Source organism: uncultured Succiniclasticum sp., from assembly GCF_902793885.1.
GTDB lineage: Bacteria > Bacillota > Negativicutes > Acidaminococcales > Acidaminococcaceae > Succiniclasticum.
Window position 1 is genome coordinate 11,754 of the sequence record NZ_CADBFF010000016.1, and the last position, 21,545, is coordinate 33,298.

The 21,545-nt window shown below is 42.0% G+C and carries 30 protein-coding genes; 6 read left to right on the forward strand and 24 right to left on the reverse strand.

Annotation, left to right across the window (positions count from 1 at the left end; translation table 11 throughout):
• Positions 1 to 31 precede the first annotated feature (31 nt).
• From QZV31_RS08635 to QZV31_RS08735, 22 genes are all read right to left on the reverse strand, one after another.
• Complete coding sequence (locus QZV31_RS08635) at positions 32 to 1,798, reverse strand: NERD domain-containing protein (protein ID WP_295359652.1); 1,767 nt, start codon at positions 1,796 to 1,798, stop codon at positions 32 to 34.
• A gap of 44 nt (positions 1,799 to 1,842) precedes the next feature.
• Entirely contained in the window at positions 1,843 to 2,334 is a 492-nt protein-coding gene (locus QZV31_RS08640; RefSeq protein ID WP_295359654.1) for a hypothetical protein, read from the reverse strand.
• A 96-nt stretch (positions 2,335 to 2,430) separates the two neighbouring features.
• Complete coding sequence (locus tag QZV31_RS08645; protein ID WP_295359656.1) at positions 2,431 to 4,086, reverse strand: GTPase; 1,656 nt, start codon at positions 4,084 to 4,086, stop codon at positions 2,431 to 2,433.
• A gap of 27 nt (positions 4,087 to 4,113) precedes the next feature.
• Positions 4,114 to 6,372, reverse strand: a complete 2,259-nt coding sequence (locus QZV31_RS08650; protein ID WP_295359657.1) for a GTPase — start codon at positions 6,370 to 6,372, stop codon at positions 4,114 to 4,116.
• Positions 6,373 to 6,443: 71 nt separating this feature from the next.
• Positions 6,444 to 6,629, reverse strand: a complete 186-nt coding sequence (locus QZV31_RS12990; protein ID WP_366508706.1) for a serpin family protein — start codon at positions 6,627 to 6,629, stop codon at positions 6,444 to 6,446.
• Between the two features lie 174 nt (positions 6,630 to 6,803).
• Positions 6,804 to 7,028 (reverse strand): helix-turn-helix transcriptional regulator, encoded by a 225-nt coding sequence (locus tag QZV31_RS08655; protein WP_295359659.1) that lies wholly within the window; start codon positions 7,026 to 7,028, stop codon positions 6,804 to 6,806.
• A 125-nt stretch (positions 7,029 to 7,153) separates the two neighbouring features.
• The gene (locus QZV31_RS08660; protein ID WP_295359661.1) at positions 7,154 to 7,567 is read right to left on the reverse strand and encodes a tetratricopeptide repeat protein; all 414 of its coding nucleotides are present in this window, start codon (positions 7,565 to 7,567) and stop codon (positions 7,154 to 7,156) included.
• Between the two features lie 88 nt (positions 7,568 to 7,655).
• Entirely contained in the window at positions 7,656 to 7,823 is a 168-nt protein-coding gene (locus QZV31_RS08665; protein WP_295359663.1) for a hypothetical protein, read from the reverse strand.
• A gap of 33 nt (positions 7,824 to 7,856) precedes the next feature.
• Complete coding sequence (locus QZV31_RS08670; protein ID WP_295359665.1) at positions 7,857 to 8,183, reverse strand: hypothetical protein; 327 nt, start codon at positions 8,181 to 8,183, stop codon at positions 7,857 to 7,859.
• A gap of 62 nt (positions 8,184 to 8,245) precedes the next feature.
• Positions 8,246 to 8,545, reverse strand: a complete 300-nt coding sequence (locus tag QZV31_RS08675) for a hypothetical protein (RefSeq protein ID WP_295359667.1) — start codon at positions 8,543 to 8,545, stop codon at positions 8,246 to 8,248.
• 121 nt (positions 8,546 to 8,666) lie between these two features.
• Positions 8,667 to 8,972, reverse strand: coding sequence for a hypothetical protein (locus tag QZV31_RS08680; protein ID WP_295359669.1), 306 nt, complete (start codon positions 8,970 to 8,972; stop codon positions 8,667 to 8,669).
• Between the two features lie 27 nt (positions 8,973 to 8,999).
• Positions 9,000 to 9,188: a hypothetical protein gene (locus QZV31_RS08685; protein WP_295359671.1), complete on the reverse strand. Its 189-nt coding sequence runs from the start codon at positions 9,186 to 9,188 to the stop codon at positions 9,000 to 9,002.
• Entirely contained in the window at positions 9,179 to 9,403 is a 225-nt protein-coding gene (locus QZV31_RS08690) for a hypothetical protein (protein WP_295359672.1), read from the reverse strand. The genes QZV31_RS08685 and QZV31_RS08690 overlap by 10 nt, the downstream gene beginning before the upstream one ends.
• Positions 9,404 to 9,507: 104 nt before the next feature.
• Complete coding sequence (locus QZV31_RS08695) at positions 9,508 to 10,458, reverse strand: WYL domain-containing protein (RefSeq protein ID WP_295359674.1); 951 nt, start codon at positions 10,456 to 10,458, stop codon at positions 9,508 to 9,510.
• 202 nt (positions 10,459 to 10,660) lie between these two features.
• Positions 10,661 to 11,662: a hypothetical protein gene (locus QZV31_RS08700; RefSeq protein ID WP_295359676.1), complete on the reverse strand. Its 1,002-nt coding sequence runs from the start codon at positions 11,660 to 11,662 to the stop codon at positions 10,661 to 10,663.
• A 24-nt stretch (positions 11,663 to 11,686) separates the two neighbouring features.
• Entirely contained in the window at positions 11,687 to 12,307 is a 621-nt protein-coding gene (locus QZV31_RS08705) for a hypothetical protein (protein ID WP_295359678.1), read from the reverse strand.
• 197 nt (positions 12,308 to 12,504) lie between these two features.
• Positions 12,505 to 12,867 carry a hypothetical protein gene (locus QZV31_RS08710; protein ID WP_093729501.1) on the reverse strand — a complete coding sequence of 121 codons (363 nt, stop codon included), beginning with the start codon at positions 12,865 to 12,867 and terminating at the stop codon, positions 12,505 to 12,507.
• A gap of 120 nt (positions 12,868 to 12,987) precedes the next feature.
• The gene (locus QZV31_RS08715; protein ID WP_093729500.1) at positions 12,988 to 13,158 is read right to left on the reverse strand and encodes a YvrJ family protein; all 171 of its coding nucleotides are present in this window, start codon (positions 13,156 to 13,158) and stop codon (positions 12,988 to 12,990) included.
• Positions 13,155 to 13,376 carry a DUF2922 domain-containing protein gene (locus tag QZV31_RS08720; protein WP_218118144.1) on the reverse strand — a complete coding sequence of 74 codons (222 nt, stop codon included), beginning with the start codon at positions 13,374 to 13,376 and terminating at the stop codon, positions 13,155 to 13,157. Before QZV31_RS08720 ends, QZV31_RS08715 begins: the two co-directional genes overlap by 4 nt.
• Positions 13,377 to 13,549: 173 nt before the next feature.
• Positions 13,550 to 13,774 (reverse strand): DUF1659 domain-containing protein, encoded by a 225-nt coding sequence (locus tag QZV31_RS08725; RefSeq protein WP_295359682.1) that lies wholly within the window; start codon positions 13,772 to 13,774, stop codon positions 13,550 to 13,552.
• A gap of 148 nt (positions 13,775 to 13,922) precedes the next feature.
• Positions 13,923 to 14,558 carry an N-acetylmuramoyl-L-alanine amidase gene (locus tag QZV31_RS08730; protein ID WP_295359683.1) on the reverse strand — a complete coding sequence of 212 codons (636 nt, stop codon included), beginning with the start codon at positions 14,556 to 14,558 and terminating at the stop codon, positions 13,923 to 13,925.
• Positions 14,559 to 14,964: 406 nt separating this feature from the next.
• Positions 14,965 to 15,315 (reverse strand): helix-turn-helix transcriptional regulator, encoded by a 351-nt coding sequence (locus QZV31_RS08735; protein WP_295359685.1) that lies wholly within the window; start codon positions 15,313 to 15,315, stop codon positions 14,965 to 14,967.
• Between the two features lie 431 nt (positions 15,316 to 15,746).
• On the opposite strand from QZV31_RS08735, the gene QZV31_RS08740 reads away from it, so the two are divergent.
• The 5 genes from QZV31_RS08740 (at position 15,747) to QZV31_RS08760 (ending at position 20,443) form a co-directional block, all read left to right on the forward strand.
• Positions 15,747 to 16,403 (forward strand): hypothetical protein, encoded by a 657-nt coding sequence (locus tag QZV31_RS08740; RefSeq protein ID WP_295359687.1) that lies wholly within the window; start codon positions 15,747 to 15,749, stop codon positions 16,401 to 16,403.
• Between the two features lie 72 nt (positions 16,404 to 16,475).
• Positions 16,476 to 17,822: a phage replisome organizer N-terminal domain-containing protein gene (locus QZV31_RS08745; protein WP_295359689.1), complete on the forward strand. Its 1,347-nt coding sequence runs from the start codon at positions 16,476 to 16,478 to the stop codon at positions 17,820 to 17,822.
• 2 nt (positions 17,823 to 17,824) lie between these two features.
• A complete protein-coding gene (locus tag QZV31_RS08750) occupies positions 17,825 to 18,586 on the forward strand; it encodes an ATP-binding protein (RefSeq protein ID WP_295359691.1) in 762 nt (253 codons plus the stop codon).
• Between the two features lie 5 nt (positions 18,587 to 18,591).
• Positions 18,592 to 19,998 (forward strand): replicative DNA helicase, encoded by a 1,407-nt coding sequence (gene dnaB, locus QZV31_RS08755; protein ID WP_295359693.1) that lies wholly within the window; start codon positions 18,592 to 18,594, stop codon positions 19,996 to 19,998.
• Positions 19,999 to 20,011: 13 nt separating this feature from the next.
• Positions 20,012 to 20,443: a hypothetical protein gene (locus tag QZV31_RS08760; RefSeq protein WP_295359694.1), complete on the forward strand. Its 432-nt coding sequence runs from the start codon at positions 20,012 to 20,014 to the stop codon at positions 20,441 to 20,443.
• A 219-nt stretch (positions 20,444 to 20,662) separates the two neighbouring features.
• Here the strand turns inward: QZV31_RS08760 and QZV31_RS08765 are convergent, their stop codons facing one another.
• Positions 20,663 to 20,902, reverse strand: coding sequence for a hypothetical protein (locus QZV31_RS08765; RefSeq protein WP_093729490.1), 240 nt, complete (start codon positions 20,900 to 20,902; stop codon positions 20,663 to 20,665).
• A gap of 50 nt (positions 20,903 to 20,952) precedes the next feature.
• Between QZV31_RS08765 and QZV31_RS08770 the strand changes: the two genes are divergently transcribed.
• On the forward strand, positions 20,953 to 21,129 hold the full coding sequence (locus tag QZV31_RS08770; protein WP_176760376.1) for a hypothetical protein: 177 nt from the start codon (positions 20,953 to 20,955) through the stop codon (positions 21,127 to 21,129).
• Between the two features lie 99 nt (positions 21,130 to 21,228).
• Here the strand turns inward: QZV31_RS08770 and QZV31_RS08775 are convergent, their stop codons facing one another.
• A complete protein-coding gene (locus tag QZV31_RS08775; RefSeq protein ID WP_295359697.1) occupies positions 21,229 to 21,453 on the reverse strand; it encodes a Nif11-like leader peptide family RiPP precursor in 225 nt (74 codons plus the stop codon).
• Positions 21,454 to 21,545: the final 92 nt, after the last annotated feature.

Consider the following 21,545-nt stretch of genomic DNA (forward strand, 5'->3'; position numbering starts at 1 on the left):
TGTTCTTTCCCAGACATTTTAACAAATTTTATTATTCTGCAGCGGGCTCCATCTTCAGCAACTTCACCACGCTCTTACGAGTTCCCGGCAGTTTTGTTTCCTCTGAACGATCAACATCTTCTGCATTCCGCCTCATCTGCTCCTGCAACGCATCTACAATGCCCCGGTAGTCACCTTTTTTCACGTCTTCATAAAACGCAACCTTCAGATACGTATTAGCCCGGCTTCCGCCGATGTAGATCATGCGCTGCATTACCGCGTCCGTCAGTTTGGAAACTTCCACATCTATCAGCAACACTGCTTTGGCTTCCAGCCCTTTGTATTTGCGGGTTGTGGTGACCCAGACCTTTCCATCTTCCAGTGTATTGGAAACCGGAATCCCTGCCAGTGACCTTACACCATGCAACGCACTGTGTTCCAGCGAATGGACGGAAAGAATCACCATATCTTCCAATGCCACGCGGTTTTCCTGCATAGCTTTTACGAACCGTTCCGCAATTCCACGAGCCGCAGCTTTGTCATTATAAAAAACAGCTTTCGGTTTTTCCCCGTGCACATTATTCACATAAGGTTCCTGCCGCATATCCACCAGCGAGCCAACCGTTGCCGCAATCTCCGCTGTATTACGGCAATTACGATATAACACCAGTCGGCACTCCGCCTTGCTGTCCAAGTACTTAGGCTGTTCCGGTGAGTTCCGTTCCAATATGAACTGGTTCCGGTCATAGAACACATAAAAGCTTCCATCGTTCAGCTCTGCCAAAAACGATAAATGTTCCAGCATGGCGTCGCTGATGTCCTGGCCTTCGTCCACCACGATATTTGGATATTGCCAGTCCGTATCGTCAAAGTCCGTGGCAAAGTATTCTTCAAAAAACTTATTGATCTGCTCAATGGGCAGCGAATCATCCTGCAATGTTTCTTCCGCCAGGGAACGCACATTATGCACCGTAATCAGCGGATCCAGTTCCTGGGTACGCAGATGCTGCAATAAAAACTCATTGAAACACAATAACAAAACCTTTTGCCCGCTCTGTGCCAGCATCCGGGCTTTTTCCATAGCCAGCAGGCTTTTTCCTGTACCTGCCGGGCCGTGAATAGCCGCTATCTTCTGCTCACGCAGGAAATCCAGCACCGCGAACTGCTGTCGGGTGAGCTGCACATAGCTCGTCTGGTTTTCCCGTGCACTACTGGAAATGGTTTCCGCTATCTGGAAAGACGGCAATAGCACACGCAATAATTCTTTGTACTGCCCACCAGTCAAAGGAGTTGGTACAAAACGGAGGTTCCGTTGCCAATATCCAAAAGCAGCATCCAGCGCCTTTTCCGGTTCTGCCAGACTATCCTGATCCAGAATAATATCCCGCACCGCTTCCGGCGGCAGCTTCAAATTATTATCAACACAGACGGAAGTAAACCATACTGCCCGGCCAATGAGCGGCATGGTTCCATGGTAATTGTTACGTAAAAGCAGCCGCACCCGGTACTGGCTTTCCGCTGCCTGGCCGAAAGGATCCATCACCTTTTCCGAACCAGTATTACGGTTGATTTGAATCCAGTTACCATCGCGGAAGGCCACGCCACCTGCTTTCACTTCCACAGACAGAATCCCCTTCGCCGGATGGATAATCAGAAAATCTGCCTCACCCTCACTGCGGCGCTGGGTTTCATCCCCTAACCAACGGTATGAGTGGATAATGCTATACTCGCTATTCAGTTTTTGCAACGCGTTGTACACCAGCTTTTCGCCCTCGCTGGCATGAAAACTGGTGGTAATAGAGGGGTAAAAGGTAGCCATAAAATATTTGTTTTATCAGGAATTTTTTTCATTAATGTTAATAATTAATTCACTTTATATGGCCTTATATGATACTGTTCATACGGTTCCATATTTTTAAAACCATTGTTAATTATTTGTTCTAAATGCAGGATACGACGGTTAATATTAACCAATTCATATGTTATCATTTCAAATTTTTTAATTAAGTCACTTAAATCTCTTTCATAGTCATTTCGCTTTTCGTTTTCTATCTTCTGAATAAACACCTCACCTTCAATACCGCCTGAAACAATATCCTCATCATCTTTCATTTCAATTTTTTTTTCTATGTTCTTAAAATTTTGAAATGATGAACAAAGATTATTTCTTAAAAAAATAATATCTCCATTTGCGTTTTCTAATTCATCAAATAGCGTCTCTCGTTTTTTTACTAAACTAACAATCTCTTGTTCCACCCCACTCAACTTTTCAAGCACAGATTTCCTTAAGCAAATCGTCTTCTTTAGTCTTTTTATTTTTTGTATTTCTTCGTTTGGTGATGTTCCAACTACCATATAAGTTTACCTCTTTTGCAATATTACACATACTCTTCAACATTTTAATACGTTAAGCAAAACACAAAAAGATGCTAAATGTATCAGATTCCTTGCTTAAATACTATGCAATAATTCATCCTCAAGTTTCTTCAAAGCATCTAATTGTTTTATTGCACTATCACGCTTTTCATCTTCCTTTTTAACAGAATTCAAATCTTCATCAATATCAGAAAGAGTTTGTTCAAATACCTGCTTAATCTCTTTTTCAATTTCGTTTTTCCCAAATGCCTCCAGTTTTGAAGCCGCTTCATTGAAAGATTTTCTAATATCTTCCCTAATTGACCTTAATTCTTCCAATCTTTTTTCTTTCTTATATTTGTCAATTATCGCTAAAATAATAGAGATGATTTCTCCAATAATTGGCCATTTTTCACTAACAACTTTCAGTTTATTGAACAATTTAGTTAAGCCCCAGGGCTTGAACTTATAACCAATTAACTTAGCTAGTTGCCCCAATAATTCTTTATCAGCTAATTTACTCAGCAATTTTCCAATACCTTGATTTACATCTTCTACAATATTTTTCATGGATTTACTTGTTTCTGTGTTAATTTCATTCAAATGATCTAACACTTGCTGAGCAAAAACGCCATTAGAAATAGTTTTTATTTCCTCGCATAATTCACCCGTTTCTTTAGAAATGCTATCCTCAATATCGTAGTTCAGTTCTACTAAAAGATTATTAATTGAGTTTTCTGTGGTTTCTTTTTCTTTATTTAGTTTCTCTTCAGTCAACTCAGTATTGATGATAGCTGAAAATGTTGCACCTAATTCACGAATGTCAGCAGCATATTTTCTGATTACCCGTTCCACTGCTCGACAGCATTTTTTTCTGCATTTCAAAACTGCATTTCGCTTTTGCTGGAGTAAAAATAACGCACCTTCATTTTCTGGTTTATCCGCGTATTTCTCCTGCAATTTTCTAATGGCACTGTCTAACGCATCGTCTATTTGATGTAATGGAGCCTTTAATTTTCCTATGAGTCCTTTATCTGTCGCAAAATCATTCAATGCATCAATAAACCCCTCATAATTACTCAACTCATACAAATCTGCTTTATAATCCTTATCTTTTTCTTCCAAACTGTCGTTGTATGATTCTGCATCAATAAAACACGGTCTAAACTCGTCAATTGGTAAAACTTTATAATCCTCATATGGTTGTTCCAACATTTCACGTATATCAGCTTTTAACAATTCACGTTCATTTTGACTATTACCAATACGACCCATCTTATTTATAATCAAAATAATTTCTTTTGCTTTTCCCATTTTATAAGCTAACTTTCGAAAATAATTAGCAATTGTTGGATTAAACATTTCATTTGTTACAACAAACATTAATAAATCCGCTTCATGAATCGCTTTTTCTGTTTTAGCATCGTGATCCTCTCTTATCCCGGTTTGTATACCCGGAGTATCAACAATATCAATGTCGTTCCAATCATATACCTTCACTTCATCAGTTGTGATTCCAGCTCCGATTTTAACATCCGCCCCGGTCAAAAGTTTGATAATAGTAGATTTACCGGCACTATACTGTCCTACCAACACAATTTTCAATTTTCTGTCACTGCCGGATATCATTTCGGGTAATCCAATATCGTGTAAATCAACCCCGGTTTCAACGCCAACTCTTTTTATAGTATTTCTTACATCCAGTAATAACGCCTTGCTCTTTTTGGTTATTTCGCCAATTTCAAATCTCATAGTTCTAAATGCCTCCTTCTTAACATTTTACTTCACTACAACTTTTTCCTGTAATAATTCATTTAGATATTTAATTTTATCGGCTTCAATGCTGCTATCAGATAAACACATTTCAACTTTTATTCCTAATACACGCTCAATACTTAATGGTCGTGCATCAATACCAGTTAACACAAAGGCGCTAGAAATTAATTCTTGATTTAATTCACTTAAATTATTTTTCAACTTATTTGCAAGATTAGATTCCTTAGTATATAAATCTTGTATTGCATTTACGAATTCATTAAATGCGTTATCAACTGTATCAAAATATAACTCTTCTCTCCTGTACACAGTTTTTTCTAATATCGCCATTAATACGGTTTTAAAATTCACAGGTCCGTAAAAACTTTCCACGCCTGAATCGCGCAATGACGAATAGAAAGCTTTTTCAAATGTCTCACGTGTTTTTGAATCCGGAGATCCGCTACCATCAATCCAAAATTTAAGGGCTTCTTTCAGCTTATGTTGCGCTTCTTGTATTTTTTCTTCCTTACTATCAAAAAGCCAGGAAATGATTTTACTTCCTATCGCAACACCTATTCCAATAATTGGGTTGATGAGAATAGCAGTCCCTATTGCGGCTAATGAGCCAGCAACTTCTACTCCAAATTTAAAATCAGTAATACTTTCACCTCTAAATGGCACAGAAAAATCGCCCAACTTGTCCGCTAATCGTAATTCATTTACAAAATCACTGCAAAACTCCTGCAAACGGGTTTCTATATATTTATCTCTCCCTTTAACAAAATTTTTGATTTTTGCATCTATTTCAAGTTGACGTAAAAGCTTTTCCCAAGCTGCACCACAGTTTTTATCATTATAGTGATATTCAACAAACCCAGGTAGTTTCTGCTTTAATTCATTTACGAAACTGTCAACAAAATCTTTTAATTCCGTTGCATTGTCTCCACGGAGTTCTCTTTTCAATATTGATAATTTATCCCTATTATCAAGTACTAATGGTATTTTCCTTTTATGATTGTTCCCTTGTTCTAATAACCTTGCCCGTGTATTCCATATGCCTTCATAAATATTATCAATAAATGTTTTATATTGATAGAATGCACCCTTACTCTTCACTATAGCAATAATTTCATCTTCTACTTGCTTGAAATTACTTAAAGCATAAAGTTCTTTGGAATGTTCTTTGTCTTGCTGTGACAACCATGCCGTATGTAAATCTACATACCAAAATGGTAAATCTGACCAATCTTGTTTAATGGCGTCTAAATCAGCAAAAGCTAAAAATTGCTTTTTAATTGCATCAAGTCGTTCTTTATCATTGGTAAATTTTCTCTTTACCATTCTTACTCTCTGCTCAAAACTTTTTGCAGCATTCACACCGCAAGCTTTAACATTTAATATACAAATAACAGGCTTTCCCTTTTTCCTGATTTTTGAAAGCCATTCAGCTTCCTCTGGTTGCACACTATCGTCTGTAATCAAAAACAATACTAAATCAGCATATTCTACGGCTTCAAAAGCTATTCTGCTATCATCTTCACCACCATGTTTTGCAGAAGCAATGCCCGGCACATCATAAAATTTAATACCAGTTTTTTTCCATGGATAAGAACGCACATCTTTAGTCGTCCTCTGCGTTCCCTTGCCAATACTGCTACCATCGCCCTCTCTTAAAACTTCCATCAGCGTTGATTTGCCAGCCATTGTTTTACCAAAAACTGTAATTGTAAAGTTCTGTAATCGGTCTGCATTTTCTATAAAATTTTTTCTTGTTTGATCACATAATTTCTGTAAATCTTCTTTTGTCTTTTCTAGTTCTTTAAGATAGCTTTTATATGAATCTGAACTATTTGAACCTATTGGTATATTGTTTTTCGCTTTCTCGACTTCTTTGTTCCACGCTTTTATAATCACTCGCAATTCGGCTTCATTTTTCATTGCAATCTTGAAACCTTTTTCTGAACTATTACGGCATTCTTCCAACGCATCTTCTAGTGAATTTCCAGAATACTTGCTTCTAACACTTTGCGCAGAATTTCTCCTGTTGACATCTTGTTCGTTTTGTAAATTTGACTTAAGGTTTTCGCTCACATAATTATCTAGGTTATACATTTTTAATGCATAAGCAGGCATACAGTAACCCTCTTCAATAGCCTTTTTAAAAAGAACAGTTGCTAACTCTCTATCTTCTTCCCCTTCAAACCCATACCAATATTTTAAGGCTTGATTATACAATTCCTCTGCATAGCTCGTAGAATCCATATTGCGTTCCCCTTTCATATATTATTCCTCTAAATATTTCATTGACTACTGCCACCACATTTTTATCAAACGATTATTTCCTCATCTCCTCATTTCATACTGTTTAAAATTCCTATAAACACTGGTATTGAAGTTTCATTATGCATAATGGCATATACGAAAGGCCTATCAAGTTTTATTTCTTTAGGTTCAGGATCCAATCGTACACCAGTTGTAGTAATCCCTGGCATATATGTGACTGCCGCAGCTTCGGTACCTTCACGGTTTACTTTGATTAGAGCTTTTTATACCTTAAACTCATTTAATCTTTATTTTCATTATAACATAAAGCAGGCTGTTAAACCATATCTACTCTTCTTATCTGTCAATCCATACAAACCATCCACTATCTTCATTATAGTGAATCTTGCTTTTCCGATTATTCTTCCTCGACCCTTGCAATCATAAAATTATTTCAGCAATTCTTGATACTCCACCCCTAACGCTTCAGCTATTGCAAACAACGCTTCCATGCCGAAATTAGTTTTTCCTCTCTCTATGCTGGAAATCTGATTTCGTGAAACACCGGATGCTTCCGCCAATTCATTCTGTGTCATATGAAGTTCTCGCCTGCGGACTAAGATATTTAGCCCAATCCGCAGGCGTTCCTTTCTTATTATTTCTTTTTCTACCATTGTAGCAGCCTCATTAACAAAATAGCATACGGGCAAAATTCAATTGCCTTTCATCTTATTATCTCATAAATTCCCTTCCTTTGTTGCACAACATATGCTACATTTGTTCTGTATTCTGTGAATTATTACTTTTTCAGCCACTTTTCCGCTTCTTTTATGTTTTTCGGCACACCTTCTCCGCGATAATACGCTACACCCAGATTATTCCTTGCCTTAGCATGCCCCTGTTCTGCCGCTTTGCGCCACCATTCCACCGCTGCGGTCAGATCTTTCTCTACACCTCGTCCCAAGTGATATGAGTTTCCGACCCTGTATTGTGATTCGGCATCACCCAGTTCAGCGGCTTTATAATACCACTGGAACGCTTCTTTTACGTCTGGCTCAACACCTTTGCCAAATTGAAACATCATGCCTATCATATACAATGCATCAACGATTCCCTGTACCCCAGCCGCTTTGAACCAGTGCAGGGCCTTACTCCAGTCTTTGGGTATGCCTACACCATTATAGTAAGAAATACCCAAATTATACTGTGCCATTGCATGACCCTTCTCGGCTTTAATTAACCACCGCTGAACCGTTTCTTCTGTTGGTAGCCCTGTTTTCACAGATTCCTTTTTGCTATTATCAGTACACGACATTTTTTTCAAACCACTCTTTCATTTCATAATACCTTTTTACTTCTTCGTAACATCCGTGTTGCTTTGCCCATTCCAAAGCTTTCTTTTTCCTTATCTCTTTCTCTTTTCTGTACAAGGGATCCCATTTTTCACGCGGCATAATAATATTATTCATAATACACGCCTCCTTTGTTTTCTCCCCTTAACCCTAAACCGAACCTAAAATATCTGTTAATCCAGCAATTTGATTTTCAGATTCATCAAGTTCCTTCAACAGCGCCGCCAATTCGGGATCATGTTTCGCTTTTTCCCGCGCCAAGGCCATCATTATATTATCAGCTTCACTTCCAACAAAATCAGCATTTTCATTTCGTACTTTCCCGTTTCCCAGCAGTGTTTCTGCTATTTCTGTCATTTTTCTTTCGAGTTTTTCTAATTCATTTATGGCATCATTAAATTCATCTTTCAATTCCTGATTATCTTTCGAAGCATTTGCAATTATATCCTTTGCCTGCTTGGCTTTATTTACATCCATTTTATGATAAGCTCCTTCCATACTTATTGGCATCAGCCGCGCCAATCGTTTCCTTTTCCTGACTATGCGGCGCAGTATCTGTCTAACTGCGCCAGCAGAACTTTCGTATCAATGACTGCATGATAAGCCACAACTTTATAACCGGCCTCATCCCGTTCCAAGTTGATAGTTAGCTTAATACCATCTAACCCTTCTTCTTTCACGCAGTCACGGTATTTCTCAAAACCGCCATAAATATTCAACTGGATCACCTCTTCTTCTTTCTGGCTATCTGCCATATAGAACAGGTTGTGTAAAAACCTGGCATAGCCTTTAGGAAAGTAAATTTGGTTTGCGTGCAGTTTCTCAAGATAACTACTCATCGGCATCAACCTCCTTCTATCCCTTTTACACTTACAGTATAAGCAATAAGGTAGCCAGATACTGGCTACCTTAAAAATTTTATTGTCTTCTTTATTGCAAATCCAGTAATCAGAAATCTTTTTACACCAGCGGCCCGTATTTCTCTTCCGCCTTTTGCCTTTTTGACTGGTATTTCTTCTTTGCCTTCCGGTAACCTTCACAGTATGCACTGATTTCCTCTTCATCTGCCATACCGTCTGCAACCGCTGCGCCTACAAGACCTGCCGTAGCTGCCGCAAGCCCGGTACCGAATCCGCTCAGGGAACCGGCCAGCGTTGCCGCTCCCAGCACGGAACCACCACCGGTGAACGGAGCCGCTGCAATAGCTCCAATACCCAATGCTGCACCTAAAATAATACGATCCATGTGTAATTCTCCTACTGCCATAATGTTTTCCTCCTTTGAAATATTCCCTTAATGTCTAAACAACAAAAACACCGGAATGAATGATACTTTACTCAGAATAGTTGTCAGAAACCAGCCTCCAAACAGCACGGTTACCACAATAGCAATCCAGATGCCAATTTTGCAGTCATCGTACACTTTAACAGCGATTGCTTTTAACACCAGTGCCGCCAGCACTGTCAATACTGTTACGCCCATGGTTGATCCTTTGCTGCCATCCGCAGCACATCTTCTGCGATACCGTACTTTTTGCTTGCCATGGCAAAGGCCGTACCTGTTACTACGCCTTTGGTAAGAATCAGGAACATAATGTACAGCAATGCCATAATCAGTAAGTCTTTTGTGTCCAACGGTTTTTTGGGCCAGGGACACGGATTGGGACCAATAATGGTTTCTTTCAGTGCATCAAACATTTTTATCCACCCTCCTTTTGGTTTGCTAATTACAGTATAAAAAATGAGATAGCCAGATTTTGGCTATCTCAAATATTTTTTAAGATTTATTTGTTTATGTCTTTTTATTTTATTACTTCCACCCACTCGCCCTGGCTTCGCAGCCACATATGGATTCCTTCTCCGAACGCTTCTGCTGTTACCAGATACCCCTTGGCATCCTGCTTGATTACTTTTGCTGTGGGCAGTCTGTCCAGCACCGCTTCCAGACTCTTTTCCTGCACATAGAATTTTACTTTCTGCAGCTTGCCCGGCCACATGAACTGTACCCGTTTCCGGTATTCCCCTTCTTCAAAACGGTTTTCATATACAACACGGAAACGTTCATCACTGATGGTAAACCGCCGGATGCGGTCAATACGGTAAATAGCCGGATATGCGTAATCTTTTATAGTTTTGTTAAACTCTTCGCTTTCCCCTTCTGCAATAAAGGCAATCATGTAAAAATAATATTCCGAGAACAGGATGCCAACGGGTTTGATTTTCCGCCGGATTGGCTCTTTGTATTTGTTATCGTAAGTGATATTGACGTAACGCTGCTCCTGCACTGCTTTGGAAAGTTCCCACATGGTTTTCAGCACAACTTTGTTGTGATGGGGTTCCACATAATGATAGGTTTCATTGGCAATCAGCTTTGCGATTCTTTGCTGGTTTTCTTTGGGAACGCAGCAGTCCACCAACTTTTTCAGAATGGGTTTCATTTCTCTTTTGGTCAGGGAGCGGCTTTCCAGCAAAATTTTGATTACGCCGTAGGTCTCTTCATCGGACAGCAGCATATGCACTGGCGGTTCCAGTCTGTAACCTTTCAGCATCCGGTCATAAATCAATTTTTGTTTCGTGCCGTTTTCCAGATTCCGGTCATCAAAGAAGGCCCGCAGATCATCAAAGTCTCGCTGGATAGAACGCAACGAACAACCGTACCGTGCCGCTTCTTCATCTTTGTATAACACTTCCCCTTCCGTCAGCCTGGCGCACATTCGCAGCAGGCGGTCTTTGGCAATTCGCAGATCGTTCATCTCATCTCACTCCATTTCTGTCATAACATTTTATATTCTTTTAAATATTATTTTACAGCAACTGCTATTATCCTGCAAAACTATTTGCAGGTACACTATTTTCAAAAAATAATGGCGTCACCATCTTACTACAGCTATATTGTAGCAAACAGCAACGCCAGATATTGGCAATACAATTATTTTTTTAGAAAAATTTCAATGATTAACCTATTCTCTTATTTGTTTCAATCTCATAGTCAAGATATGGCAAATTAAAGGCTTGCGTTTGGGAATTCTCTGTTGATTGTAGAGTCTGTAATTCAGGTTCCAGCTGTTTTATAATAGAAATATTATCTTTTAAAACAAGTGACATTAATCTTAACGAAGGTTTTATCGTCGGTAATTCAACTAAGCTTTCAACGGGACAATCAAAAAAGACATTACCGGAAGAATTTAGTAAGAATTCACTATATTTTTTTAGTAAATCTTCTAACTGTTTACAGCTATCTTCCGTATAATTTTTAGCGGTAGTAAATTGATTTATAAATAGTGAACAGCGAATAACACTTTGCATACTAACATAATACATCAAAATATATTTCTTAAAAGTTTCCAACAACCTTACAACATTCCCTTTTTCAATAATCTTTTGGCATTGTTTCATGCTAAAATCAGCTATTTCCACAAAGTTGTCCCTATATTCATATATTCTACTTATATTCTTTTCTTCAATAGCTGTTTTCAAAAGTTTCAATTGGGATGTAAACTTGGCATCTATTTGACTATCCAAAATATCCTTTAAATCATCAATTCCTACTTTTATTTGATATAATTCTTTTGTAGATTTATCTATTTGAGCATTTATGCATTTTATACTTTTATTAATTAAATACACACCAACGCCCACAGCTAAAACAACACCTACCCCTATACCAACTGAAGCTGTAGTTGCAAGATTTGCTGCTGAGGCCGCTTTATCTGCTGCTTCAGCGGCCTTATCAATAGCAGCAGTTACCTCCGAAACTTTCAAATCCTCAGTAATATCTTCTATATGACCAACAATTGCACCCTTTTTGTAAAGCGTCTTAATCCCATCTTTGACAATCTCGAGATCTTCTGTAGCTTTTAATATAGCACCTTTTCTAATTACACGGCCATCTTGATACAACTCCCTAAATATATCAGGGATCCGCATCAACATTTTATCTGAAATATTATTTATCATTTATTTGTTCTCCTTCGTATATCGTTATTCATTATCACTAATAGCACTAAATTCATCTAAAACTGCTAATCTCTTTCGTATTGAACAGGTGAGCATTATTATTGATAATACAATCTCCCAATTAGTTTCGAATAACACTCTGTTAACAACACCACCTACAATTCCAACATACCCTAATGATTTACTACGATAATACCCCATCAAACCGCCTTTCAATCCGTCTTTCAGGCCGTTTATGAATTTTGTTAGTCTAGTCTCAGCCTTCGCATTGGAAACTTCCATAATTCTGTCTATAAAAGTTTCATATGTTGATTCATTTATAAGTTCGTCTCCAACTATTTTCTTACATATTAAGCTTTCTTTTACTAAAATGGACGCATCTGTAGGAAAATCAACTTCATCTATTCCTAAAAAGCCACGGGTTGCTTGAATAATAATATCATAATCAGGCGAATATTCATCTCTAACCACATTAATTATAGTGTTTCCAAAATAATGCCTAAACTCCTTGTTAACAGTCAAGCATCTTTCTTGGGTATCCTTGTTTTCAATATCTTTTATTTTTAAAATCTTAGCAAATGCTTTCCATTCAACTTCTGTAATTCTACTATCAGACAACAAGATATCAAACTCATCAAACCTCATTAATTGCTCCTCCATAAAACATTATATCACATGAAAGTCCCTATCTTTTCTCAATCAATCTATACTGTTTCAAACCTAATACTTTTATAATATTTAATTATATCATATCCCTTACTTTTACAACACCCCTTGTTCTCTTTCCTAAGCAACACATAAAAAAACACCCGCAGGTCTCCCTGCGGGCTAAATTCTAATCATTATTTTACTGCCTGCTCGTCCATACACATACCCCTGAAAATGGCATTGACAGCTTTCAGGCGCGCTTCAAACTGCGAAGCTTCAAGCCATTCAAGAACTTTTGTGCGGTGGAGCTGTTCATAATTATCTTTTGCTGGCGGTAAACAACGGATTTCCTTCTCCAGTAACAGAAACGCCTTTGCTGCCGCCCTGCGGAATTCAATCGTCGCTTTACCCTTCCAGCTGTATCTGTCCCAATACATCCAGCACTTGTAACGTGGCAGATACACCCAGCGGGTTCCAAACATTTCTTTCAGGCGTTCCGCGTTACCATAATCATTTAACGGCAGATTCATCAATTTTATGATCTGTTTCTTAAACATCGTAATCCTCTTTTCCATTTTTTCCGTAATAATTTATAACCAGTGCTCATACAATAACCGTGCAAGCATTTTATTTTCTAATTAAAATGTTTGGGAACGCCGGTTTCCCGGCGTCCCCAGTTACCGTTTGGGTATTTCACCCCGCATTGCGGCAATATTGCAGCTCAGTTCTCCGATGACCTCTGTGAGGCCCGCCAGCTTGTTTTCCATGCGCACCAATAAAAACCAGCTCAGCACGACCGGAAAGCCAAAGTCTTTAATAAAGCCGAATACTTCGGAAATATCGGTCATTCAACCACGTCAAGGGTCGTGGTGCGGAGGCGACCTTCCACGGCTTCCACAATATCGCCGCCAGTGGTAGCGAAGATGTTGTTGTCAACGACCGTCTGCATGGCAGCGTCGATTTCCGCTTTTGTTACACCGCTTTTCGGTTCCTCAATGTTAAGGATCACCTTCTTGCCAACCGCGTTTTTAAACACCAAATCCAGATCAGTATCAGATTTCATCATTTTTCCCCCTCATTCAAAAAAATACAATACAATTAAAATAGCTTTGTAAGGCGGTTTCCACTAAACCGGGGCGTATTGGTCAAACTGGCTTTTATGCTAAGCCTCAGCACCGCCCGCTGCCTTATTTACATGGCGGACGCATTCTGTTGCGCCCGCCTTTCTTTTTCCCCGGGTTACTCTTCAGCCAGGGTTGCCCGTTCCACTACTACCAGTCCGGTAATGTCGTTATCGAACAGGCCGCCCAGGGCTTTGCCTACTGCCAGGATCTTCGCCGGTTCTGCGTCCGGTTTGACATTGGAGTAAGAGTAGCTCTTGGTTACCAGATTCCCGTCCGCGTCAGTACCGCGTGCAATGGAAACGGATAAGGTACGTTTCACTACATTCATCGTTGCTGCCATAATTCACACCTCCTCTCTTTTTTAATTGGTTGCGGGACTTACCGCTCGTCCGGCTTACATCTGCAGGCCATACGATTCTGCCGCATGCCGCTTTGCGCGCCCGCTATTTGCACTGCAACGTACCGGGACGTTACAGGTCAAACCATTGTTACGCTGTCTGCTCCAGTTTTTTCATCTCATGCCGGTAGAACAGCGCCTTCCCCCGCAGCAGCGCGCCGCCGGGAATCAATACCCCGCCGTGGATATAATCCGGCAGGAACCACAGATCCCATTTGGAATACGGATCCCCGCTGCCGGGTCCGTAGTGGTCTTTCAGGGCAATTTCGCAGTGTGTCTGCACGTTGTCCTTGTTTATAGCAAGGCCCAGCCCCTCACAGAGAATGGCCACCAGTTTCGCCATCGTCTCGATTTGTTCCGCTGTTGGCGGTTCTTCCCCGTAATTGATGATGGCATCATCCGGACCGGCATAACTGCTTCCTGCCCTGACTGCGTGGATCGTCCTCACATTGCCGTTTCCCGGCGGCCAGCAGTTGCCATCACAACCGCATAAAAGGCTCACCGCCATACTGCCCGAGTTGCGCAGCCACGTATGGGCTTTCTTTTCGGTGAACTCACTGCAGTTCGCATACACCTGGCCATCTTTATCTACGCACAGGTGGTAGGCGTCTTCGTTGACACCGTAATGGCCTCCCGTCCAGTGCAGAAAGATGCGTGCTACTTTGTCCCGTGCTGCCTGGGCCATCGTCATAATTTCCTTTTCCTCAATTACCTTTGCTTCGCTCATGTCTTTTTTCTCCTTTTCCTTTTCGTTTGTTCGGGCATCGTAATTACCCCTCTACTTGTATAATTGCTTGAGCCGGAAAAAATTCAACCACAACTTGGGAAATTTTTAAAATTTTTTTAAAAAAATCTCGCAAACGTCGTTTCGTTTGTCCGGGCCTCGCAATTACCCCTCTACTTGTATAATTGCTTGAGCCGAAAAAAATTCAACCACAACTTGGATTTTTTTTGAAATTTTTTAAAAAAACTTTGCAAACACCGTTCACAGACAGAAAGGCCCACACTTTCAATCACTGCTAATGGAAAGTGTGGGCTTATTTCATAAAACAAAAACTCCTCACCAAACCCCGCAAAAGGTTTAGTGAGGAGAATGTACAGTTCATAATGCAATCAAAACATACAGTCTTTGGTTACTTCTCTTTGTTGCAATTCCCGCCAGTATGATCCAGCTGTTTCCGAATCACCCGCAGTTTATTAATGACTGCCTGGGACACATGATTTGTTGATTCCGGTGTATCTTGTGGCTCAGATTCCTGAGCTTCGTCCAAAAGCGACAAATCATCTGCTTCATTTTTCAGTATATCGTTGTAAATACTGAAAAGCCTGTTCAAATTCTTTTTATACGGCTTACATATCCCGTGTTCCCACCGGTGAATGGACATTTGCTTCACGCCCATTAAGTCTGCCAGCTGGTATTGCGATAAGTGTGCCGCTAATCGACATTCTAAAAATAACTTCGCAAGTTCTGTATCGCGGTTCATCCCGACGTCATACCCCCATAAAACAAATTTGCTTATTGTGATTACTGTGTGTCAAGTCAAATTTTATTTTTCTGGAATGATTGCGCGAACCGTACAAGAATGAATGTTAGCACAAGTGTTCAAGCTTGTCAATATAAAATCCGGGAAACAAAAAAAGGAATGTTCCGAGCGAAACATTACACTTTCACAACCACGGTCAACTTTTTTTGTAAACTACCAATTTTTTTCATTTCTAACTTGTGGTCAAAGTTGTGGTCAAAGTTGTGGTCAAAATTTCAAAGATGTGGTCAAAGTTGTGGTCAAATTTCGAAAAGATGTGGTCAAAGTTGTGGTTAAAGTTGTTATCTTGTCAAATTCTTTTTGTTCTGCTATCCTTTTCAGCATGCGCACCAAATTTTTTATCAAAAATTTTGGGAAAGGATTAAAAAAATATGAGCTTATCAAACGGTGAAACAGAAGAAAATCTTACTGGTGTCACTCCATGGAACGAGAAGTATCAAAAGGCCCATGCGGGTGACATAGAAGCCGAGTACAGCCTTTATATGGCAGCGGATCCGTTCATCGAACGCTTATGCAACGTGCCCTATTTCCGGGACCGGCTTGGTAAAGATGAAATCCGGAGCATCTGCTCTTTCGCACTGGTGAAATGGGTACGGAAAGAACAGAAACTGCCCCCGGACGAGGAAGTTCCCTTTCTCTTACGGTCTGTTTTACGAAAGACATTACTTTGCTGCATACGGCGGCAGGACTTCCGGGCGGAACATGAACAACCGGCAGCGTACACTACTACAGATACTGCTACCGAAGAGGATGAACCGGGTAACAGCCGTATTGAAAGAGAAGCTACAGACAGTGCGGAAGAACCGGAAAGCAAATGTTTGCGCAACGCGTTTCGCGTGGCAGTACGCAACGCAGTCGGACAGCTGCCGAAAGAGGAAAAAGAAATGATCCATGCACTTTATTTTCAGCATAAGAGCATGAAAGAAGTGGCGAAGGATCTGGACTGCACCTTCCAGTTTGCTTACCAAACGCGGCGTAAAGCATTTCAGCATTTGCAGGTGTTGTTAGGAAACTGCGTTTCATCCTGACCGCATATCCGGCCCCCGGGCCGGATTCCCTTATGGGAACGGTCCTAATTGAAATGAATGGAGGATAATAAAATGAACGAAATACATACAGACCCTGTGTTAGATATGAAGACCCTGTTTGCCATTTACACCGATCCGGACGGTGCTACCATCATCGGCGTGTGGAACGGCGTGAAGATGCTGGCCGCTTCCGATCCGGAAGGCTGCGTGCGAATGTCTTCCAGTCTGCCCATGGATACACCCATGCTGGCCGGGCTGTTTCACTGTTCCGAATGCATCGTGCAAAAGACCCTTTCCCTGTTTGAGAAGCTGCGCCTTCTTACCGTAACGGATGGCCTGATCCGGATTGCGGGCGGCAGGAATGAAAGCGCAACAAACAGGATTACAACCCGGAAACAAGACGAAAGCAAAGAGACAGAAGCCCATAAACGGGAACTGGCCCGGTTACGCCAGGCGGAACGCCGGGCAAGGCAGAAACAGGAAAAGGAACAGCAGAAAGAAAATATTGCTGCCACCCCTGAAGCAAATTGTGACGAAGCGCGTGACGAAAAACGTAACATGTGTGACAACGTGCGTGACCGTCACGCTGTCACGCGTGACATGCGTGACAAGGTGCGTGACATGCGTGACACCCAGCGTGACAACCCCGCGCAAAGCCGCATGAACACTGCATCAGCTGGCAGCGTGACAGAGCGTGACACCCGGCGTGACATGCGTGACACAGGTAATACAGTTAACAGTAATATAAATAATAATTTAAATGCTTTAAATGCTTTAAAAGCTGATAAGCATGTAAGCATTTATGAAACGGAAAATGAAAAAGTTAATAAGCATGTAAGCACTTATGAAACGGAAAATGAAAAAACAGAAACAACACCCAAAAACAGTTTGAATCCTTCCGGAAATTGTGTACCCTGGCATCCGGAAGAAAACGGACTGAAAATCCCCCTGAACCTGTTGCCGGAAACCATCCGCAACATCATAAACGAATACAACAAACTGCCCCTGCCCAAATACAACGGCGTCATCCCGTCCCTGCTGGAAAAAATGAAATACCTGTTACACCGTTACGGGGAACGTATCGTGATCAAAACCATTGCCGGGATTGCCAACAGTACGTTTCTTTTGGGGAAAAAGGAAAACAGCAGCTGGACCGCTTCCCTTTCGTGGCTGATGGACGCGAAGAACTTCGCCAAGGTGTATGCGGGAAAATACAGTAACAATACGGACGGCAGCTGTGACAAAAACTGGAAACTCGGGGATCCCTTCCCCATTCAACTGCCCGGGGAAGGCGAACGGCGCTTTACGGCGGAAGAACAGCGAGTGGCGATACGGAAGCTTTCCATCCCCACCACACCGGCACAAATACGGGCGGCCCGGCTGTGCGGGCTGCCGCTTGACAGGGAGGCAATCATATAATCATGGATTCAACGATAATGAAAATTATAAAACACGAAAAACGGCTGAAGGCCCTTGGAATGGAAAAACTCTGCCGTTGGGATTTTGCCCATGACAACCGACAAAACCCCAGGGCCACCAATATAATTCTTGACTACACCGCGAATTTCAAAGAAATGCTGGAAGAAGGCACCGGCATGATCATTTACGGGAACACAGGAGCCGGAAAGACCTTTGCCGCCGCACAGATTGTGAATGAACTGACGGACAGGGGCTATGACTGTATGTTCACCAGCATGTCCAACATCATCACGGAACTGGGTACGCTGGGCATGGAGGGCAAACGGAATCTGTTTTACCAGATTTTTTCCAAAGATTTGCTGGTACTGGACGACTTGGGTTCGGAAGTGGAATCTTCTAACACGAACCAGATTTTTATACAGATCGTGAACACCTGTCTGTCTAAAAACATCCCCATTATCATTACGACGCCCTTCCATGAAGAGAACCTGCTGGAAGGCAATGCAAAACGGGTGTTGGCCATTTCCCGCCTGATGAGACGGAACATTTCGTTCACCATGCAGGTACCCGGCGAACGCCGCTGCCTGGAGCTGCAGAAGAAACAGAGACTGGAAGCCCTGGTGAAAGGCGCCGCCAGCCAGACCCCGCTGGACGGATATGAGGAACCGGAAACGGATTGGCCGGGAACCACCGTGCAGGAATGTCTGCCGGAAAACATTCAGCAGACCCTGCCCTTAGTTGAAAACGAAGATAAGGAGAGATAACTGCCATGGAAGAAAAACTGATACCCCAGAATATTGCAGCGGAACAGAGCGTGCTCGGCGCATTGCTCATTGATAAGACAGCCATTAACCGGGTGGTTGGAAAACTGAAAAAGGAAGATTTCTACCGCCCTTCACACCAGATCACCTATGAGGCCATGCTGAATCTGCATGCCCGTAACATACCGATCGACATGGTAACGATTACGGAAGAACTGAAGAAGATGGGAAAATATGAGGATGTAGGCGGCGTCAATTTCATTACGATGCTGGCAAATATGGAATTCACATCGGCCAACATCCAACACCACGCCCGCATTGTGGAAGAAAAGGCGCTGCTGCGGGAAGTGATTGACAGCGGCACGAAACTGGCCTCCATGGGCTACCGATGCAGCGAGGGAGAACTGCAGTATGTAGTGGATGCCGCCCAGCAGCAACTGCTGCACCTGACCAACCGCTATGCAAGCTCTGACTATGTACACATCAAAAACATTGTGGAACCGCTGGTAGACCGTTTTGGCGAAATGGTGGAAAGCAATGAAACCGTCACCGGAGTTGCCTCCGGGTTTACCGATCTGGACGAGCTGATTGGCGGCCTGCATCCTTCGGACTTCATCATACTGGCAGCCCGCCCTTCCATGGGCAAAACCGCCCTGGCGCTTAACATTGCGGAAAATGTGGCCCTGCGGGGAGCCAAACCCGGGGAACCGGCCAAACGGATCATCTTTTTCAGTCTGGAAATGAGCCGGGAACAGTTGGCGCAGCGTATGATCTGCACCGAAGCCAACGTAAGCAAACAGGACCTGCATCCCGGAAAAGTTGCCGCAGAAGGCAGAAAGATTACGGAAGAGGAACTCCAAAACAAAAAATCGTCGGTGATGAGCCGTATCTGGAAAGCGGCGGACAAACTGGTCAATTCCAGCGTGTACATTGACGACACGCCGGGCCTTACCATTCAGGAGATGCGTTCCAAAGTCCGCCGCCTGAAATCCGAAGGCAGCGTGGATCTGATTGTGATAGATTACCTGCAGCTGATGCAGGCGCCCAACGTGAAAAACAATTCCGAAAACCGCCAGCGCGAAGTTTCAGAAATCAGCCGCGGGCTGAAGGCCATGGCCCGTGAGATGAACGTGCCGGTGCTGGCGCTTTCCCAGTTAAGCCGCAGCGTGGAGACCCGTCAGGTTAAAAAGCCCATGCTTTCCGACCTGCGGGAATCCGGTTCACTGGAACAGGACGCGGACATTGTAATGTTCCTGTACCGGGAAGATTATTACAAAAAGAATGATGCCGCCCCTACCCACCTGACGGAACTGATTGTGGCCAAACACCGTAACGGCCCTACCGGAAAGGTCAACCTGTTTTTCAAAAACGATTGCACCCGGTTTATCAGCCTGAACGAAGCGGATGCGTACTAAAGGAGGAAAAAGAATGATGGAAAAGGAAAAAATGTATCTGAAAACGATTACCGCCAAAGCGCGGAAATTTTATGTTGGCGAAGCTGCCCTGCATATTGCCAAATTGCTGCGGGATAACTGCGTCAGTCTGCAGACTCGCTGCCTTGTGGTGCAGGAAGGTTACGAAAACGCCTACACGGCTCTTGCGTATCAATACAATTTTGAACGTGACGATTCCTATGATGCCATTCTTGGCGACATGCAGCTTGCAGCCCAAATGCAGTTTAACATGTTGCCGGCGTTTGTGCAGGAACTGCTGCAGCGTGAATACGGCGACACAGAAAAAGACCGGACAAAATTCTGCAAAGCCGCATTACAGAAAACGGTTACTTTAATCCGAAATGACAAAAAAGCGGCCTCGTTAGAGGCCATAAAAAAGAAATACTATGCTGAAATTCCGTTTTGAGGTTTATCCAGCAACATGACAACAAGTTAAACTCACTCATGGCATAAAAATTCCCTCTGCTTATTTCCTGTGAAATAAGAAGAGGGAGTTAGTCTTTTATTTGTTTTTTTCGATGAGAGTTACGCGTATAAATTGCGATTTAGCTTAACTTAATGACAATGGCTGTATAGGCCCCTCTTTTTTATCGGAGGTTTAAAATGTTTCAACATGTAACTGATTTTATTGAAAACCGATTGGAGTATGCTGCCGGCAATCTCCATAGCACTGACCGCCCGCTACATGTTTCAGCGTGTTGGCGTCAAGCTCAACGTCGGTCAGCTCCGCCATATACGCTTCGGCTTCTTCCCTGGTCAGCTCAAAACCGCCGGTCTTTGCCAGTGCCATCAGTTCATCGGCAGACCTGCACTGCATGGCCTTTTCAACCAGTTCTTTTGTCAGTTCGTCTTTGTTAATCGGCATAGTAGAATCCTCCTTATAAATAAAATTATTATCAGTTATAGGGGTGTTTTATGTCAACGGTTAACCTGTTAAGTATTGATTGGGATTATTTCTTTGATATAAATTCAGATGCAGAACGCATGGAATGTTTCCAGCCTATTTGTACGGAAGATTATCCAATTCAGGCTATTATGTTCGCTTGGGCAGCCTGTTATGCTAAATATGAAGATAAGTTAAAAAAAAATTAAGTTAGTACCTGAAATTAAACGGGTTATATCCAGTATTCCGGCTTCCGCCGTTGTTCATGTGTGTAAAAGCCACCGCCACGCATATGAGATTTTTAATCGTTATGTTAACGTGTGATTGACATCCCAGCATTTGCCACCGGCAACCTTCTGCAGGACCTCCTCATCCAGTTCGACGTCAGCCAATTCCGCCATGAAGGCTTCGGCTTCTTCTTTGGTTATCTCATAACCGTCTGTTTTAGCCAAAGCAATCAACTCATCGGCATCCTTACACTTCATAGCCTTCGCAACCATTTCTTTTGTTAATTCGTTTTCGTTAATCGGCATAATAAAATCCCCCTTATAAATAAAATTTAAATGCCTTTTATTATATATACAAAACAGGTTCAACAAAATTGACACTGTTGGAAATATTTTTT